Source organism: Alcanivorax sp., assembly GCF_040118815.1.
Lineage (GTDB): Bacteria > Pseudomonadota > Gammaproteobacteria > Pseudomonadales > Alcanivoracaceae > Alcanivorax.
In genome coordinates this window covers 149,825-163,537 of record NZ_JBEDTC010000011.1, presented here as the reverse complement: position 1 = coordinate 163,537, position 13,713 = coordinate 149,825, and the positions used below count along the sequence as shown (strand labels likewise).

Genomic DNA, 13,713 nt, shown 5'->3' with positions numbered 1-13,713 from the left:
CCTACCCTTCTGGTCGAGAGAATCTTGGTTAATCGGGACGTTCGGGGTGAATCCAGCAGTCGGTCGGCGTCAGCGCGCCACCGTCTGGATTATCGCGAAAGCCCGGGGAACAGCTCAGGGCGCGTAAAGACGGGCACCCCGAAATAAGGCGACGGCATTTTACCGGAAACGGCGCCGTGAATCATGTGTAGCGGTAAACAAAGTCAGAACTGCTGCTTTTTTGATCAGGCAAACAGGTTCATCACATCCAGCCGATGAGCCTGCTCACCACCGCGCTGCTGCCCCTGTTCCAGGTTTTCAAAGTCGAACAGGCGGGTGTCTGCCAGCTGCGAGGGGGCGATGTTCTGCACGGCAGCAAAGATATTTTCAATGCGCCCCGGCTGCTGCTTATCCCACTGCTGCAACATCTCCTTGATTACCTGCCGTTGCAGGTTCTTCTGGGAGCCACACAGATTGCAGGGAATGATCGGGTATTCTTTCAAGGCAGAGAACTCGATGATGTCCTTCTCACGGCAATAGGCCAGCGGGCGAATCACCACATTGCGGTTGTCATCGCTGCGCAGCTTGGGGGGCATGGCCTTCATCTTGCCGCCATAGAACATGTTCAGGAACAGGGTTTCGACGATGTCATCACGGTGGTGACCCAGAGCAATCTTGTTGGCACCGATTTCCTCGGCAAAACCGTACAGGCTGCCCCGACGCAGGCGAGAGCACAGACCACAGGTGGTCTTTCCTTCCGGAACCTTCTCCTTGACGATGGAGTAGGTGTCCTTCTCCAGAATGTGGTACGCCACCCCTTCCTTTTCCAGATACTCAGGCAGGATATGCTCGGGAAAACCCGGCTGTTTCTGATCCAGGTTTACCGCCACCAGCTCGAAATTCACCGGCGCGGAGTGCTGAAGATTCCGCAGGATCTCCAACATGGTGTAGGAATCCTTGCCGCCGGACAGACACACCATCACCTTGTCGCCCTCGCTGATCATGTTGAAATCAGCAATGGCACGGCCCGTTTCCCGCCGCAGTTTCTTCTGCAACTTGTTAAGACGGGTACGCTTTTGGGTATCAGTGTTGTCCTGTGACATCAGGTGACCTTCATTTTGCGGATCAGTCGGCGGTACAGCGAGGGGGCCCAGCGTTTCAGGTAGATGCCCGCCCCTTCGCGGCCGGCGATGATAACCTGATCGCGGCCACGCTGCACGGCTTCGACCAGCCGTTTGGCGCATTCTTCCGGGGCCATGGCGGTCTGCTGGGCGTCATCCATGGTGCCCTGGCGACTGCCATCGGCGGTGAGCGCATTGATCGACACCTGGGTGCGAATAAAGCCGGGCATCACCAGCGTCACACGGATGCCCTGATCATACTCTTCCGCCCGCAGGGATTCGAAAAAGCCATGCAAAGCGTGTTTGCTGGCGCTATAGGCACTGCGCAGCGGGGTTGGCAGCTCCCCCACCAGCGATGTGATCACCACGAAACGTCCACCACCCTGCTCCTTGAACCAGGGAAGCACGGCCTTGGTCAGCGCCACGGTGCCAAAGAAATTCACTTCCATGATCTGGCGATCCACGGACAGCTCGGTGTCGGCCACCAGCGAACGCTGGGAAATACCGCCATTGTGCACCACCTGGTCGAGTCGGCCGCAGGCCTGTTTAACGCGCTCTACGGCAGGCGCCATGGCTCCGCTATCCGCCAAATCCAGCGGCAGCACCACGTGTGCCTCACTGTTCACCAACCCGGCACGCACTCGCTCCAACTCATCCTCCCGGCGGGCGGAAAGCACCAACCGCGCCCCGCGGCGGGCATACTCTTTCGCCAAGGCTTCACCAATCCCGGAGGACGCCCCGGTAATCCAGACCACTTTGTCAGCCAGTGATTCCGCCATGAACACTCCCTAAAACAACCACCAAACCCCAGCTTAATACCCTGCCCGAAAAACAAAAAGCGCGGACTCGCCGCGCTCTTCGTTTTTCGCTCGTAACTCGTCGCTATTTTTCTTATTTAAGCTCTTTCGACGACAGCCCCAGTAAGTGCCGGGCCACGATCAGTTGCTGGATTTGCTGTGTGCCTTCAAAGATGTCGATGATTTTGGAATCCCGTGCCAGCTTTTCCAGCAGGGTCCTCTCCGAATAACCCAGCTCACCACACAGCGCCACACACTTGAGCGTCACATCGTTACCCATCCGCCCCGCCTTGGCCTTGCACATGGAGGCTTCACGGGAATTGGGCTGGCCATTGTCCGCCATCCAGGCAGCCTTCAAGGTCATCAGGCGGGCCGCTTCCAGGTCAGCCTCCAGCCGGTACAACTCCAATTCGCGGGCCGTAGAGTTATAAGGTAATTTCGAGAAGTCAGCCTCAAGCCCTTCTTTTTTAAATACATCACGAGTGATTTCCAGCGCGGCACGGGCCACACCCAAGGCCATGGCAGCCACCTGGGGGCGGGTGTTATCGAACGTCTGCATCACCCCGCCAAAGGCTTTCTTGCGCGCCTCTTCGGTATCACCCACCTCGGCGGAACCGAGGATATGATCCTTGGGAATCCGGCAATTGTTGAACGCCAACGCGGCGGTATCCGACACCCGCAGGCCCATCTTATCTTCCACCCGCACCATTTGAACGCCGGGATTATCGCGGGGCACGATGAAAGACTTAATCGCCGCCTTACCCAGGGATTTGTCCAACGTGGCCCAAACGACAATGGCATCGCAGCGTTGCCCGGCGGTGCAATAGATTTTCTCGCCGTTAAGCACCCATTCATCACCATCGGCTACCGCAGTAGTCGCAACCGCAGCGGAATCGGAACCGGCGCCCGGCTCGGTGATCGCCATGGCGCAATACAGCTTGCCGTACTTCTCTTTCTGCTCCGGGGAGCCCACCGCCATGATCGCCGCGTTACCCAGCCCGCTGGCGCCCGGAATAGACAGCATCAGCCCCACATCGCCCCAACACATCGCCTCCACGCCAAGAATGCCCATCATGTTGCTGCCATTCTTGATTGCGTCGCTGGCCCCGTCTTTATTTCCGCCACTTTTTCCTTCACCGCGAGGCATGGCCGCCATCATCTGCGCCACCGGTTTCAGCTCTTCCGGGGTGTCACAGTGTTCAATAGCGTCGTACTTGCGCGCGATGGGACGAAAAACGCCGCTGGCCAGTTGCTGGGCCATTTTCTGGGTTTGTGTGAGTTTCTCAGGCAATTCCAGATTAATCATGTTGTTCTCCTACACCATCAGGCTGCCGTGAAGCACGGCAATGCTGCGCAAGTTCCGGTACCACATTTCCAGCGGGTAATCGCGAACGAAGCCCGCTCCGCCAAATAACTGGATACCGTTGGTGCCGATTTCCATGGCCTTTTCCATGCACAGCAGCTGCGCCAGATAGGCCTCCTTGTGGAAATCCAGGCCCTGTTCGGCGCGGCTGGCGGCACGCAGCATCATCAATCGCATCCCTTCAATCTCGATGGCCATGTTGGCCACCATAAATGCCACGGACTGGCGCCAGGCAATCGGTTCGCCAAACGCCTTGCGCTCATTCACGTAGGGAATGGCGTATTCCATCACCGCCTGGCAGCAGCCCACCGCCAGCGCACACTGACCAATACGCGACAGACCCAGCAGCCGGTCAAGATCGAAATGGACCAACCGGTCAGCCTCCGGCACGGTCACCGATTGCAGCGTTAGCGTGGCCGGTTCGGCACTGCGCAGCCCCATGTACGGCTCGGCCTGAATAGTCAGCCCGGTCGCGTCTTTCGGAACAATAAAGGCAGAGACGTCACCCTTTTCCGCCGCCACCACCACAAACCACTCACACTGCCCGGCCAGCGGCACCAGGCTCTTCACTCCATTGAGCACCACTTGCCCATCAACGCTTCGTGCCGTGGTGGCCGGAGCCGATGGCTCGAAGGTGGCGCGCGGTTCCGTCAGCGCGATGGCCGCACCCGTAAAGGTTTCCGTTGCCATGGCAGGCAACCAGCGCTCCTGCTGCTCTTCGCTACCGAAATCCACCAGGGCATTAACGGCAGCCATGGGCTGCAAGGCAGCCAGAGTATGAGAGATGTCCCCTTCGGCCAGATCTTCTACTGCTAACGCATTGGAGAGCGGCGATCTCGGCATAGCCACACCCCCCAGTGCCTCCGGCATGGGCATCAGCGCCAGGCCAAAACCGGCAATGCTGTTCAACAGTTCAGCACTCGCCTTCGCCGCGTCATCGGCGGCGCGGGACTGCGGGAACAGAGAATCGCGCACCAGCTTACGCATCCCTTCACGGGTCATTCGCTGCTCTTCAGTTAACGTCAGGTCAAAAAGCGGTGTGGTCATACAAGGGCCTCATCCCGGCAAGCAAACGGTTGTTTGAACAACAGTTTGTCACTGGCTATCGACCAGCGACAATGACAGATCTGTGACCTGCCACGATAAAAACGGTAAAGTTGAGCAAAAATACAACAACCTTCAGTCAGGCGTTTTTGCCCGTGTTTACACTGATACCCAAAGACTCCCCGGAGCTCGCGGTCCGGCTAAAACGCCAAATCATGGCGATCTATTCCTATTGTTTATTATGGGGCGGCACCTTTATTGGTGTAGAACTCACCGCTTTTGAACCCAACACGCCGCACCTGACCCTCTTCGCGGTGGTTTTTGCCGTCAACGCCCTGTTCTACCTGCTGATTCGCAGTGGCCTCAGCGAACGCTTCGGCGACCCCAGCCTGACCATGCTGCAAATGGCGGTGGGCATCCTGCTCACCACCACCATCCTGCATTACTCCCGCGAACTGCGCGGGGCCATGCTGAGCATCTACTTTATGGTCATGACGTTCGGCGTATTTGCCCTGGACCGTCGGCGCATGCTGCTGATGGCCGCCTTCACCCTGCTCTGCTTCACCGGACTGCTCATTTACGAATGGATCGACGCCCCGCAACGGGCCATCTTCTCTTATCTGGTCGGCCACTGGCTGATCCTGGCCCTTGGCCTGGGCTGGTTTATCTACATGGGCGGCTATATCCATAACCTGCAACTGCGGGTACGCGAGCAACGCGAACGGCTGCGTGAGGCCCACGACCGGCTCAGTGCCATTGCCGTGCGCGACGACCTGACCGGCCTGTATAACCGGCGCCACTTTCTGGAGCGTCTGGAAGAAGAAATGTCCCGTGCCAATCGTGAGGGCAGCCCGCTACACCTGGCCATCATCGATTTGGACCACTTCAAACAGGTCAACGATACCTACGGCCACCATGCCGGTGACGAAGTATTGCATCGCTTTGCGCAGCTCGCCGCCATGGGGTTGCGCAAATCTGACCTGCTCGCCCGCTACGGTGGAGAAGAGTTCGTTGTCTTGTTTCCTCACACCAGCCCCCAGGCCTGCTTGGCCGCACTGGAACGGCTGCGTCAAAGATTTTCGGAGCAGCACTACCCCTTTGCCGGGGAATTGAGCAGCGAGTTTTCCGCCGGGCTGGCGCAATACCAGCCCGGGGAAAGCGCAGAGCAATTTATAAAACGCGCGGATAATGCCCTGTATGAAGCCAAGGGCCTGGGCAGAAATCGCATCCAGCAGGCTAGCTGAGCAAAGCAGCGCAATTGGACGGTGGAGGCGCAGCCCGTCTATCGGTATGCTTGCTCGCCACCGGGAGAAAAGCATGTCTGAGATTACCAACCCAAGTCTGAAAAACACGGTCCGCCAGCATTTTGCCAACCTGGGGGAAGACGCACCGACCTGGACGGAAATTCACGGCATGCTGTGTGCCCTGGCCGCAGGCCCGCAAACCGATGATTCTGCCGTCGATTATGCCCACGAGCTGGAAATGCCGGTCCCCGATGAGGTGGCATTCGCCCTGAATCAACTGCGCCAACGCCTGGTTACCCAGCTGCTCAGCGGCGAAACGGTAAACCTGCCCTGCCTGCTCGACCCTTACCAGGAAGAAGATGGCCAGGATCTGGCCAGTTGGTGTGCCGGTTTCATGACCGGCGTCTTCGTGAATGAAGCGCACTGGTACGAGAATGACGAAGAAACCGTCGTCAATCTGCTGCTGCCCTTTATTCTGATTTCCGGCCTTGATGAAGATGAAGAGCTGGACGCCCTGTGGGACAACACCCAGGTAGTGCGCCAGATGGCCCTGGGCATCCCGGAGCTGATCGAAGAACTCTTTCTGTGTTTCCACGGACCAGATGAAGGGGGCGAGCCAGCCTAGCCCTCTTTCCGCTGACCCTGTCTCTTGCTCCACTGATCACTACCGTCAGACGTAACGTGACCCAGTTCCACGCCGTGGCCGCGCCAAGCCTCTAGGCTTGCAAGGTGAGCTACTGATACAAAAAAACCACGTAGCCACCAGGAAATAATTACCAGGGGGAACACGTGCGCGTCATTCTTTTGGCAACTCTACTGACGCCGTTGCTGGCGACAGCTCAAACCGAATCCCAGCCTGCCTGCCCGACACTGGCCCGGGCCAGCTTTACCACCGCGGTGGAAAACCGTGAGCCCACCAACACCGTTAGTCAGGTACCGGCGAACACCGACGAACTGCTTTTTTATACCGAAGTGCACGACGGCAGTAACCAGACGCTCTACCACCACTGGACCCTCAATGGTGAGCCCTTTGTGGATGTCACTCTGGAAATTGGTTCCGACTTCTGGCGAACGTGGTCGTCGAAAACACTTACCGGGCTGGGCATGAAAGCAGGCGATATCTGGGAGGTTTCCGTCACCGGCGCGAAAGGCTGCGAGTTGGGCCACTGGCAAGTAACGCTGACGGAAACCGGCAACGCACCAACGCCAACACCGGACACCACAACGCAGGGCAACCCCAACCCTGACCGCGCCTCAGAACCCACTCCCGCACAAGCGCCCGCCACCATTAAAAATGGTGGCAGCGATCCGGTGGATCTCAGTGCCAATTTCACCGTTATCGAAGAGTTACTCACCCTGGGCGATAGCCGCGGCGCGCGCTCCGCCATCAAGCGTGCACGGGCGCTTACCGACAACGCGCAGCAACTTGCTGAGCTGGATCAGATGGACAAGGACAATCAGGCATTTGCCGAACTGAATCAGCTGATCCGCCAGCGCGACATTTCTGCCGCCCGCCAGAAGCTGCAAGCGCTGATGGTCTCCGTGCCGCCGGAAAGCCCTGTGTACCCCGCCCTGCAAGGCCGCCACAAGCTGCTGGATCAACTCAATGAAATGAACCGTGACAGCGCCACCCTACAAGCCGCATCTACCCCGTAATTAAAACTTCTTTGCGGATTAGCGCGAAGGTCATCACCTTTCGTCCAAAGCCTTTCAGCTCTTGAATGAAACGTCAGGCATCTAGCGTCCAGCGGACGCTTATCCGTCGTCTTTCAGGGAAAGGTGGCTGATATCCGGTTGTGCCGGTGGTGGCGTCTTCGTGCGCTGCCCCAGATCCTCTCCGGGGGCCGCCATGCTCAGGTGGCTCACATCCGGCGCAGGTGGAGCGGGCGCGTGTTCCCCGTTATCCATATCTTCGCCCACATCCGCCACGGAAAAAGCACCGGAGAAACCGGTCCCCCCGGTACGAATAGTGCCGACGGTCTCCAGATCACCGCTACTCTGCTCTTGTGAACGGGCCTGGCCGGCGGGGGGCGGCGGGGACTGTGATGGTGCGGGTTGCGGCGATGGCGCGGCGGCCGGCTGCGCAGGCGCCGGCGTTTTCTCAGCACCGGACACAGGCCGAATCTCGCATTCCGCGCCAGCCTGCTTCATAAGCGCCCGAAATTTCATGGCCGTGGCCTGATCTGCGTCTTTCTTGATCACCACCGGTTGCCCGGAAAACAGTTTCTCAACCCGGGCATCGTCCATTTTGAACAAACGCCCCAGGTTACTCTTCACCGTCGCAAGGTCAGCACCGCCGACCAACTTTCCGGAAAACACGATATGGAAACGGGCATTACTCATGCGTTGCGTTTCTCCCTTCAGGCAATTCAGTTTTCACGCTATTCAATCCATCTGCGCCGCACAGTACTCCGCCAGCGCCGCAATGGTCCGTGACGGATTCAGGCCCAGTGCGCGGGGCACCATGGCGCCATCCACCACATAAAGATTAGGGTAATTGAACACTTCCCCGGCATGGTTCACCACCCCCTTTTCCACAGAATCCGCCATATTACAGCCCCCCAGAGGGTGGGGTGTGACCAGATTCTTGAACCAGGTCCAGGTAGCCGGGGTCATCGGGCTGCCGCCGGTGGCCGCCGTCAGCGCCAAATGGCGGTCAGCCAAGCCCTGTACCGCCTTTTCCGCCTTGCGGTAATCCCACTTGAGCTTTAAGTGATCGCGCTTCCAGGGCCAATACCAACGCCGGCCCAGGGAAAAGGTGCCGCCCGGATCATCCATGGCCTGGCCAAACCACGGCATCATTTTTCCGAAGGGATTACTGCTGTCGCCATATTCAAGCATGGCGGTGCCCAGCCGAGTGCCGGCAAAGCGGGATTGTTTGCCCAGGCGCTCCAGCCAGCTGCCGAGAAGATCCGGCAGGCCACCGTCTTCCACAAAATAGCGGGCGCCATTATCCGCACCATCCAGATAATCGATGGCGCTGGTGATGGTCGGCCCCCGAGTGGGTGAAATCTGGCGATCATCGTAAAACGCGGCAGTGGCAAAATCGCCGTTGCTGCTCCAGTTATGCCCGAGCTTGCGACTCAGCTTGGGCAAGGTCTTGTACTGATCGCGACAGCGCAGCAACAGCTCAGTAGACCCCATGGAGCCCGCGGCCACGATAACTTTTTCGGCACGGAATCCACGCCAACCACGGGCATCCAGATCCATGGCCTGCACTTCATAGCCCCCCGATGCCAGCGGGCGAATCGTGCGCACATGGTGCAATGGACGAATCTGCGCACCGGCGTTTTCCGCCGCTGCCAGGTAATTCAGGTCCAGCGTATTCTTGGCCTGCACCGGGCAGCCCAGATCGCAATTGCCACAATGCGTACAGGTGCCCTGCTGTTTACCTTGGGCGTTGACCCACGGTTTGCTGTGCCGTGCATCAAAAGAGTCGTCGTTCTCGGCGCGCCAGTCCGGGTCGAAGGTAATAGCCTGGGGCACCACAGTGAACCGACCCCCGTCGCCAAGCGCTTCCGCCGCTTCTTTCATCAGGTGGGTACGCGGCGTCCACTGGCTTGTCGGCAGTGTCTGTACGTTAAGCATCACACCAGTGATGTCGTAATACGGCTTCAGGGTGGCGTAATCAATCGCCTGAGGCCAACCATGATCAAAAGCCTCGGGCTTGGCTTCAATGCTGACGTTGGCGTAAATCAACGAACCACCGCCGACCCCGGCCCCCATGGCAATACTCATGTCACCAAAATTGCGAAAATCTATCCAGCCATTTTGTTTTTCCGGCTCATCTTCATCCCAGAACCAGTCTGCCTGTGAAACGGACGGGTAATCGCTGGGCAACCAACGCTTGCCTCGCTCCAACACCACCACCTTACGTCCCTTCTCAGCCAGGCGGCATGCCATCACAGCGCCCCCGAAGCCACTGCCGATGACCAGCACATCCACCTTTTCCATGTCGTCCCCAGTGTTTTTCTGCTTTTTGTTGTCAGCCGCCCAAGCGTTAAATGATTTTTTACTCTATTTTTTGCACTATAAATTTAAGCGCCAATCCTGTCCATTTACACCGCTTTCCAGTAACCTGACCAGCATCTTTGCCGGCCCACAGCAGCACCCATGGAACAGATCGATTTCGTTACTATTGAAGAGAAAAAACGCCCTCGCAAGCGGGCTGCTGCCCCGAAAAAGGTGGCCAACGCTTCACGTCCAGCAACACCGCGGCAAGGTGCAGTTCGTGAAGGCTACCGGCGCCTCACTGCCGACATTCCTGCCGATTTGCACAAACGCCTGAAAATGCAGGCGCTGATGGAGGACCGTTCGGTCACCGAATTGATCGTGCAAGCGGCTGAAAGCTTTCTGCGTAACCGCGACTGATTATCCCAAGCAATATTCTTTGCGTCTCTTTTTTAACGCTTCACCCTTCCACCTTGTCACTGAAGCGTCACCACCCTGTCATCCATTCGCACCCTTTTACCGGCAACCATGGCGAAAACTGTCGAGGGAGCTAGCTCATGGCTGCAGATCTGTTTCTGCTCGTCTGTGCCCTGCTATTCGGGCTTGGATTTCGTCAACTGTTCCGCCACCTTCCCGAGGAGCGTTGGCAATTCGTCGCCTCCCTGCCCTTGAAGAAAAACGGTGATGGTTCCTGGCAGGGCCTGAACCTGACCTTCTACGGGTTATTCACCGGCCTGGCCGGCGGGTTTGGCGTCGCCACCTTTATCCTGCTCACCGCCGCCGCCGGCGTTTCATTGATCACAGCCGTACTCCTGACACTGGGTGTTCTCGCCATTTGCCTGCCGGCTGCAAAGATCATCGCCACCGTGGTGGAAAAGAACCGCCACGGTTTCACCGTGGGCGGCGCCAGTTTTGTGGGCATCATCATTGCGCCGATTTTTCTATGGCTGGCAGACCAGGCCAGCCAGCATTGGTGGAACACGCCACTGCCCACCCTGCCAATGCTCGCGGCCATGTCCATTGCCTATGTGATGGGGGAAGGTATTGGCCGGCTGGCCTGTATCAGTTTTGGCTGCTGCTACGGTAAAGCGTTAAACGATTCACCTGTCTGGGCCCAGCGAATGTTTGCTACGCTCAATCATGTCTTTATCGGCAAAACAAAAAAAATCGCCTTCGCCGGTGAGATGGAAGCCGTCAAGGTTATTCCCATTCAGGCGGTTACCTGTGTGCTGTACACGGCGTTGGCCTTACTGTGCAGCGCGCTATTCTTTCATCAGTTGTTTGCACTGGCCTTTGCCCTGAGCCTGGTAGGCAGCCAGCTTTGGCGGGTGTATTCGGAAACGCTACGGGCGGATTATCGCGGTGGCAGCAAGCTGTTTTCGGTGTATCAGCTGATGGCATTGCTCGCCGCACTATACGGCGTGGCTATCAGCATCGCGCTGCCCGCCCACAGTGATTTGCAGCCACTACTGAGCGCCGGGCTTGCCGCACTGTGGACCCCGGAGGTCATCCTGTGCCTGCAGCTGATCACCGTTATCATGTTTTTCTTCTCAGGAACCAGCACCATCACCACCGGGGAACTGCGATTCGGGCTGGCCTCCGACTGGCGAAGCCAGGCCGGCTGCGACGACGATAATCACGAGCATGACAGCAAAGACGTGGGACAGCCGTCAGGCGCCTCTTCCCTGGGCGCCACCCTGCGTAGATCTACACCAGCGCCACGGCCTTGATCTGGGCATAGACCTCGGCACCGGGAAACAGGGAAAGCTGACGGGCAGAACGCCCGGAGATCCGGGCCAGAATGCACTGTCCGGCCAGGGTAAGCTGAACCAGGCATTGCCCTGGCCCAATCTCACGCAACCCCACCACCCGGGCCGGCAGGATATTAAGAATACTGCTATCGCCCGGAGCACTCAGACACAAGCTTACATCCCGGGCGGCAATGCGCAGCCGCACAGATTCACCGGCAACCAGAGCCTGCTCCACTGGCAGCCACAGCGTGGCATCGCCCACCGTAATGCCCTGAAGATGATCTTGACTGGCATAGTCCGCCACCTGCCCAGCCAGCAACGCGGTTGCGTCAGCGCGCTGGGCCAACACCCCGTCCAGCCGCGACAGCTCCTGACTGGCCGCCCCCTGGGCCGTCACCCGGCCCCGCTCCATCAACCAGACCTGATCCGCCAGGCGTAGTAACTCATCCATGTTGTGGGTGACGTAAAGCACCGGTACGGTACGCGCCGCCATGGCGATCAGATCCAGCAACTCACGCTTGTTCGCGTCATCCAAGGCCGACAGCGGCTCATCCAGCAACAACAGTTCCGGCGCCCCCAGCAAGGCCCGCGCCAAAGCCACCCGCTGGCTTTCCCCGCCAGACAGGCCCTCCACTCGCCGCGCCAACAGTGGGCCAATACCCGTCTGCTGGATCACGCGCTCCTGTTGCCCTGCCGGGCTATGACGACGCCGGGCTACATAGTCCAGATTGCCCTGCACGGTAAGGTGGTGAAACAGGGTGGGCTGCTGAAACAACATACCGATGGGCCGTTGCCACGGCGCCAGCGCCACGTGTTCCGATAACCACGTCTGGTCGGCAAAGCTGATCGAACCATCGCAGTGGTCGAGCCCGGCCACCATGCGCAGCAATGAGCTCTTGCCGGCCCCAGAGGGACCGAACAGCACTGTCACGCCCTGGGGTTTCAGGGTAGCTTCCACCTGCAAACGAAAACTGCCCCGCCGGCCCTGTACTGACAACTCCAGGCTCATGGCATCGCCCCCAGGCCTGGCCGGCGACGCTGCCAGCGGAACAGCCCCCACAGCAGTAGCAACGACAACCCCAACAACACCGCCGCAAGACGATGGGCACTGATATAGTCACCGGCTTCCACGTGTTCATACAGAGCCACAGAGGCAACTCGGGTTTCCCCGGACAGGCTGCCACCAATCATCAGCACCACCCCAAACTCACCCAGGGTATGCGCGAACCCCAAAATCGCCGCACTGGCATACCCCTCCCGACACTGGGGCAACACCAGGGAGAAAAAGCGGTCACGGGGACGGGCGCCAGCGACCGCTGCCATGTCCAGCTGTTGTGAATCGATGGAGGAAAATGCGTTTTTCAGCGGTTGCAAAACAAACGGCAGCGAATACACCACAGAGCCAATTACCAACCCGGTGAAGGTAAACGCCAGCGAGCGTTGCTCGAATGCATCAGCCAACCAGCCTCCCGGCCCGTTCGGGCCCAGACCAATCAGCAGATAAAACCCCAAGACGGACGGAGGCAACACCAACGGCAAAGCCAGCACCGCCTCCAACAGGGCCTGCCCGGGTAAACGCCGACGCGCCAACCACCAGGCCAGCGGCGTACACAGCCCCAGCAGTATCACCGTTGTCAGTAACGCCAGCTGAATGCTGACGCCTAAAGCTAGCCAGTCTCCCTCAGAAAGTATCATCGGGCACCCGGTAGCCAGCCTGATCGATCAAGGTTCGCGCCTGGTCACTGAAGAGGAAGTCGTAGAAGCGTTGCGCGGTGACATTGGTATTAGCGTGGGTATTGGCATTCAACAGGCCGCTCTGCTGGACGATCGGTGCGTACCAATCTGAAGGAACACGCCACTGGCTGCCGCCCTGCTGCTGCACCTGGCTCAACGCCACAAAAGCCGCTGCCGCTGCCCCGCTGTAGGCAAAGTGATAGCTCTGCCCCACATTCTCTGCAGTTACCCGCTTCACCACCGCGGGAAGGTTCACCCGCGACAAAGCCGATTCCGCCGCCACGCCGTAGGGGGCCGTACGTGCATTCGCCAGGGCCAGGGGCTGCACATTACCCAGACGCAAGCTCTCCGGCCCAAGCGACACACCGCGGGTCGGTGTCCACAGCACCAGAACACCCTGGGCATAGATGCGCAGCGAGGCCTCATCCAGCAAGCCTTCTTTCGCCAGTTCAGCAGGGCGGCGTTGATCCGCCGCGAGGAAAATATCGTAGGGAGCGCCTTGGCGAATTTGTGCCGCCAGTTTTCCGGTAGAGGCCACTGTCACGCCGATCCGGTCATCCGGATGGCCCTGTGTGTATAGCGCGATCAGTTGTTTGAGGGTTTGCGCAAAATTGGCCGCCACCGCCACCTGGGCGTCGCCGGCCAGCACCGGGGCGCTGAGCAAACTTGCCAAAAGAAACACCAGAATCCGCATCAGGCACTCCGCGACTATACCGGGACCGGTAATCG

At 58.9% G+C, this 13,713-nt stretch carries 14 protein-coding genes; 5 read left to right on the top strand and 9 right to left on the bottom strand.

What is annotated here, in order from left to right; translation table 11 throughout:
* Positions 1-224: 224 nt before the first annotated feature.
* The 4 genes from ttcA to ABNH18_RS08090 all read right to left on the bottom strand — a co-directional run bounded on the left by ttcA (position 225) and on the right by ABNH18_RS08090 (position 4,307).
* Positions 225-1,082: a tRNA 2-thiocytidine(32) synthetase TtcA gene (gene ttcA, locus ABNH18_RS08105; RefSeq protein WP_349382335.1), complete on the bottom strand. Its 858-nt coding sequence runs from the start codon at positions 1,080-1,082 to the stop codon at positions 225-227.
* A complete protein-coding gene (locus ABNH18_RS08100) occupies positions 1,082-1,879 on the bottom strand; it encodes an SDR family oxidoreductase (protein ID WP_349382334.1) in 798 nt (265 codons plus the stop codon). Before ABNH18_RS08100 ends, ttcA begins: the two co-directional genes overlap by 1 nt.
* Before the next feature lie 112 nt (positions 1,880-1,991).
* Positions 1,992-3,203, bottom strand: coding sequence for an acyl-CoA dehydrogenase family protein (locus ABNH18_RS08095; RefSeq protein WP_349382333.1), 1,212 nt, complete (start codon positions 3,201-3,203; stop codon positions 1,992-1,994).
* Positions 3,204-3,212: 9 nt separating this feature from the next.
* A complete protein-coding gene (locus tag ABNH18_RS08090; RefSeq protein ID WP_349382332.1) occupies positions 3,213-4,307 on the bottom strand; it encodes an acyl-CoA dehydrogenase family protein in 1,095 nt (364 codons plus the stop codon).
* A 152-nt stretch (positions 4,308-4,459) separates the two neighbouring features.
* Here ABNH18_RS08090 and ABNH18_RS08085 point away from each other — a divergent pair, with 152 nt between their 5' ends.
* The 3 genes from ABNH18_RS08085 (at position 4,460) to ABNH18_RS08075 (ending at position 7,204) form a co-directional block, all read left to right on the top strand.
* Entirely contained in the window at positions 4,460-5,548 is a 1,089-nt protein-coding gene (locus ABNH18_RS08085) for a GGDEF domain-containing protein (protein WP_349382331.1), read from the top strand.
* A gap of 73 nt (positions 5,549-5,621) precedes the next feature.
* On the top strand, positions 5,622-6,173 hold the full coding sequence (locus ABNH18_RS08080) for a YecA/YgfB family protein (RefSeq protein WP_349382330.1): 552 nt from the start codon (positions 5,622-5,624) through the stop codon (positions 6,171-6,173).
* A 164-nt stretch (positions 6,174-6,337) separates the two neighbouring features.
* On the top strand, positions 6,338-7,204 hold the full coding sequence (locus ABNH18_RS08075) for a DUF2914 domain-containing protein (RefSeq protein WP_349382329.1): 867 nt from the start codon (positions 6,338-6,340) through the stop codon (positions 7,202-7,204).
* A 99-nt stretch (positions 7,205-7,303) separates the two neighbouring features.
* Here ABNH18_RS08075 and ABNH18_RS08070 read toward each other — a convergent pair whose 3' ends face one another.
* Together ABNH18_RS08070 and ABNH18_RS08065 are read right to left on the bottom strand one after the other, a co-directional pair.
* Positions 7,304-7,891 carry a hypothetical protein gene (locus ABNH18_RS08070; protein WP_349382328.1) on the bottom strand — a complete coding sequence of 196 codons (588 nt, stop codon included), beginning with the start codon at positions 7,889-7,891 and terminating at the stop codon, positions 7,304-7,306.
* 42 nt (positions 7,892-7,933) lie between these two features.
* Positions 7,934-9,502, bottom strand: coding sequence for a GMC oxidoreductase (locus ABNH18_RS08065; RefSeq protein ID WP_349382327.1), 1,569 nt, complete (start codon positions 9,500-9,502; stop codon positions 7,934-7,936).
* Between the two features lie 159 nt (positions 9,503-9,661).
* Here ABNH18_RS08065 and ABNH18_RS08060 point away from each other — a divergent pair, with 159 nt between their 5' ends.
* Both ABNH18_RS08060 and ABNH18_RS08055 read left to right on the top strand, forming a co-directional pair.
* Positions 9,662-9,919 (top strand): hypothetical protein, encoded by a 258-nt coding sequence (locus ABNH18_RS08060; protein ID WP_349382326.1) that lies wholly within the window; start codon positions 9,662-9,664, stop codon positions 9,917-9,919.
* 137 nt (positions 9,920-10,056) lie between these two features.
* Entirely contained in the window at positions 10,057-11,229 is a 1,173-nt protein-coding gene (locus ABNH18_RS08055) for a prolipoprotein diacylglyceryl transferase family protein (RefSeq protein WP_349382325.1), read from the top strand.
* On the opposite strand, the gene modC is transcribed toward ABNH18_RS08055, so the two are convergent.
* From modC to modA, 3 genes are read right to left on the bottom strand one after another with little or no spacing between them, the layout of a single operon-like run.
* Positions 11,207-12,259 carry a molybdenum ABC transporter ATP-binding protein gene (gene modC, locus ABNH18_RS08050; protein ID WP_349382324.1) on the bottom strand — a complete coding sequence of 351 codons (1,053 nt, stop codon included), beginning with the start codon at positions 12,257-12,259 and terminating at the stop codon, positions 11,207-11,209. The genes ABNH18_RS08055 and modC overlap by 23 nt on opposite strands.
* A complete protein-coding gene (modB, locus tag ABNH18_RS08045; protein ID WP_349382323.1) occupies positions 12,256-12,945 on the bottom strand; it encodes a molybdate ABC transporter permease subunit in 690 nt (229 codons plus the stop codon). The genes modC and modB overlap by 4 nt, the downstream gene beginning before the upstream one ends.
* The gene (modA, locus tag ABNH18_RS08040) at positions 12,932-13,678 is read right to left on the bottom strand and encodes a molybdate ABC transporter substrate-binding protein (RefSeq protein ID WP_349382322.1); all 747 of its coding nucleotides are present in this window, start codon (positions 13,676-13,678) and stop codon (positions 12,932-12,934) included. Before modA ends, modB begins: the two co-directional genes overlap by 14 nt.
* Positions 13,679-13,713 lie beyond the last annotated feature (35 nt).